Raw genomic sequence first — 3869 nt, forward strand, 5'->3', positions numbered from 1 at the left:
GGGGAAAGCGGGGAGAGCGGGGGAAAGAGGGAGAGAGGGAAAGAGGGGAGAGGCGGTGCCGTCGGTGTCGTACGGACCCGATGGCGGTGAAGTCCGCTGTTCAGTCGGCCAGTTCGACCACGTGCTCCGGCCGGGCAGCCACGGTGACCTGGTCGCCCGGACGCCAGTCGGCCCGGGAGTGGTCCGCCCGTACCGTCGCGATCAGGGTGACGTCGCCCTCGCCCTCGCCCTTGACCCTGGGGGCGGCCAGGGTGAGGTGCCGGTCGACCCCGCGGTAGGCGATGCCCGTGACCGTCGCGGGCAGGGCCAGCCGGGCCCCGTCCGGTGCCTCACCCTGGACGATCTCCAGGTGCTCCGGGCGCACGGTCAGGGTCGTGGCGCCGTCGGAAGCCGCCGGGCCCGCCGGGACGAAGTTCTCGTAGCCCAGGAACTCGGCGACGAAGCGGTTGGCGGGGCGCGGGAAGACCTCGGCCGGCGAGCCGCTCTGCATGACGTGTCCGGCACGCATCAGGACCATCACGTCGGACATCTCCAGCGCCTCGTCCTGGTCGTGGGTCACCAGGACCACGGTGAGGCCGGTCTCGGCCTGGATCCGGCGGATCTCGGCGCGCATCTGCACCCGCAGCCGGGCGTCCAGGTTGGACAACGGCTCGTCGAGCAGCAGCAGCGACGGACGGATGGCGATGGCACGGGCGAGCGCCACCCGCTGCTGCTGCCCGCCCGAGAGCTTCCTGGGGCGCTGCGCGGCCAGATGGCCGAGGCCCACGAGGTCCAGCGCCTCGGCCACCCGGCTGCGACGCTCGGCGGCCGGGATCTTGCGGAGCTTCAGCCCGTAGCCGACGTTGTCCGCCACGCTCATGTGGGGGAACAGGGCGTACGACTGGAAGACCATGCCGAGGTTGCGCTTCTCCGGAGGCAGCCGGGTGGCGTCCTTCCCGGCGATGCGGATCGTGCCCGAGCTGGGTGCGGTGTAGCCGGCGAGCATGCGCAGCGTGGTCGTCTTGCCGCAGCCGCTCGGCCCCAGCAGCGTGGTGATCCTTCCTTCGGGGATGTCGAGGTTCAGGGACCCGACGGCGGTGAAGTCGCCGAAGGTCCGGGTGACGTCGATGAACTGGGCGGCGGCGGTCATCAGTTGATCCCCCCGAAGATCCTGGTGAAGCCGACGGTGCGTTCGGCGACGACGGCGACGATGATGGTGGCGGCCAGAATGAGCGTGGACATGGCCGCGATGACGGGGTCGTAGGACTGCTGGACGTAGTCGAGCATCGTCACCGGCAGAGTCCCCAAGTCCCGGCTCTGGAGCAGCAGCGAGAGCGGCACGTTGTTGAACGACGTGATGAAGCCGAGCAGTGCCGCCGACATCACGCCGGGACGCAGCAGCGGCAGGGTGACCGTGCGGAACGCGCGCCAGGGCGTTGCGCCCAGCCCGCGTGCGGCCTCCTCCAGAGCGGGGTCGGCCAGGGTGAGAGCGGCTCCCGTGACACGTACCGCGTACGGCATGAGCAGCACGGCGTGCCCGATGAGAAGAGCGGCGAACGCGGTCTGCCCGAGCCCGATCATCAGCTGCTGGTACAGCGCGAGCCCGATGACCAGCTCCGGCACGACCAGCGGGGACAGAAACAGTCCCTGCAGCAGGGACCGGCCGGGTATCGCCCCGCGGTGCAGGCCGAGGGCGACCGGAACACCGAGCGCCAGGGCCAGTGCGGTGGCACAGCCGGCCAGCAGCAGGCTGGAGAGGAGCGCGTCGGTGAACGGCTGGTAGGCGGCGGCCTTGCCGAACCACTGCAGCGAGAAGCCCTTGGGCGGGAACGACAGGGTGCTGCTGGAGGTGAACGCGCTGGCCACGACGAACAGGATCGGGACGAGCATGATCACGTAGCCGAGGACGGCCAGTGCGGCGGCTATCGGTCGTGCCTTCATGCGACCCGTCCCTTCACACGCGCCACGGCCGATCCGATTCCGGAGAGCGCGAAGACGAGCACGGTCATCACGAGCGCCGTCGCGGAGGCCGCGGCCCAGTCGACGGTGACGTTCGCGTGGACGAACAGCTGGGTGGCGAGCATCCGCTGGGAGGATCCGCCGAGGAGATAGGGGGTGGTGTACGCGGTGATGCTCCCGGCGAACACCAGGGTGGCGGCGACGGCGATGCCCGGCAGCGACAGCGGAACCACCACGGTCCACAGCGTGCGCAGCCGGCTCGCGCCCAGGCCCCGGGCGGCGTCGTCGAGCCCCCGGTCGACCTGGGCGACCGCCGAGTAGCAGGAGACGACGGCCAGCGGCAGGAAGAGCTGGACCAGGCCGAGTACGACGGCCAGTGGCGTGTACAGCAGTTGGGGAGCCTGCTCCGCCAGCCCGAGGCCGGTGATGATCCGGCCCATGACCCCGTTGGATCCGAGGATCACCAGCCAGCCGAAGCTGCGCACGACGTTGCTCAGCAACAGCGGGAAGACCGCCAGCGCCAGCCAGAGCCCGGCCCAACGGGAGGTCGAGCGGGCCAGCAGGCTCGCGATGGGAAAGGCGATCACGACGCACACGACGGTCACGATCAGTCCGAGGGTCAGGGTGCGACCGATGATCTGGAGGTCGTATCCGTCGGTGAGCATCTTCGTGAGGCGCGTGAACACCTCGGACGGACTGACTCCCGGTGGCGCGAACAGCATCGCGGCGGACGGCACGGCGAAGCCGAGCACCATCAGGAGCAGCCCGGGGAACAGCAGCAGTGCGCCTGCTCGGGGCCTGTGGAACATGGGTGGAGTTCGATTCCTTTGACTGCGAGTGATGAGTATCATCGCTGCAACCGGTTGCAGCAACCGGTTGCAGGCACCTTAGGTGACGAAGGGCTGTTGTGTCAGCCCCGCGCGTGACGTTGATGTAAAACCTGTTACCTCAAGGGGCCGGGAGTCCTCGCCGGGGAATTTCCGGGGTGGACACAGGCCCACTCGGGGACGATCCCCGGCGAAGTCCGGGGGAAGGGGAGGTGCGGTGAATCCCACTGGGGGCGCGAGCCAGGTGCCCACGCTCGACGACGTGGCACGGCGCGCGGGGGTGTCGAAGTCGACGGCGTCGCGGGCGCTGAGCCGACCGGACATCGTCGCCCCGGCGACCAGGGCGCGGGTCCATGACGCCGCCGTCGCCCTGGGCTTCGAGCCCAGCCGGGTGGCGCGGGCCCTGGCCCATGGCCGTACCGGTCTCATCGCGCTCGTGGTGCCCGACCTGGAGAACAGCTTCTTCACCCCGATCGTCAACGGCGCCCAGGCCCGGGCCGCTCAGGCCGGTGTCCAGCTCACAGTGGCCGTCCACGAAGCCGACGACCACGACGCGCTGTCCCGGCTCGCCCGGCAGGTCGACGGATTCCTCATCACGGCACCGCGCGGCACCGACGACGATCTGCGGGCCGTCGCCCGCCTCGCCCCGACGGTCCTCATCGACCGCGAGGTCTCCGGGCTGCCGTCCGTCTCCGCCGACGTCGCCCGTGCCTTCGGTGAGGTCATCGGCCACCTGGCCGGGGCAGGGCACCGGCACATCGCCTACCTCGGCGGGCCGCACGGCTCCTGGCAGAGCCTGCGCCGCCAGGAGGCGGTCCGTGAGGCAGCCGCCGGGCGCACCGAACTGACCGTACTGGGACCGGTGCCGGCCACCTTCACCGCCGGAGTGGAGAGCGCGGGCCCTGTGCTCGCGACCGGGGCGACCGCGGTGGTCCCCTACGCCACCTCGGTCGCGCTGGGACTGCTGGCGGCCCTCCAACGCCGGGGCGTACGGGTCCCGGACGACATGCTGATCAGTGCGGAACGTTCCGTTCTCGACGCGCTCGGCATGAACGGGGTGCCCGCGATCGACGTGGACGGCGAAGAGCTCGGAAGGGTGGCGGC

The 3869-nt window shown here is 70.7% G+C and carries 4 protein-coding genes; 1 reads left to right on the forward strand and 3 read right to left on the reverse strand.

The features are described from left to right. Positions 1-100 precede the first annotated feature (100 nt). The 3 genes from FPZ41_RS45410 to FPZ41_RS45420 are packed head-to-tail and all read right to left on the reverse strand — an operon-like array spanning position 101 to position 2747. Positions 101-1129, reverse strand: a complete 1029-nt coding sequence (locus FPZ41_RS45410; RefSeq protein ID WP_152870647.1) for an ABC transporter ATP-binding protein — start codon at positions 1127-1129, stop codon at positions 101-103. Next, the gene (locus tag FPZ41_RS45415) at positions 1129-1920 is read right to left on the reverse strand and encodes an ABC transporter permease (RefSeq protein WP_152870649.1); all 792 of its coding nucleotides are present in this window, start codon (positions 1918-1920) and stop codon (positions 1129-1131) included. Before FPZ41_RS45415 ends, FPZ41_RS45410 begins: the two co-directional genes overlap by 1 nt. Then, positions 1917-2747, reverse strand: a complete 831-nt coding sequence (locus FPZ41_RS45420) for an ABC transporter permease (protein ID WP_152870651.1) — start codon at positions 2745-2747, stop codon at positions 1917-1919. Before FPZ41_RS45420 ends, FPZ41_RS45415 begins: the two co-directional genes overlap by 4 nt. A 235-nt stretch (positions 2748-2982) precedes the next feature. Here FPZ41_RS45420 and FPZ41_RS45425 point away from each other — a divergent pair. After that, on the forward strand, positions 2983-3869 hold an 887-nt coding region (locus tag FPZ41_RS45425), incomplete at its 3' end, for a LacI family DNA-binding transcriptional regulator (protein ID WP_322621555.1).

This window comes from Streptomyces acidicola (assembly GCF_009377235.1).
Classification (GTDB): domain Bacteria; phylum Actinomycetota; class Actinomycetes; order Streptomycetales; family Streptomycetaceae; genus Streptomyces; species Streptomyces acidicola.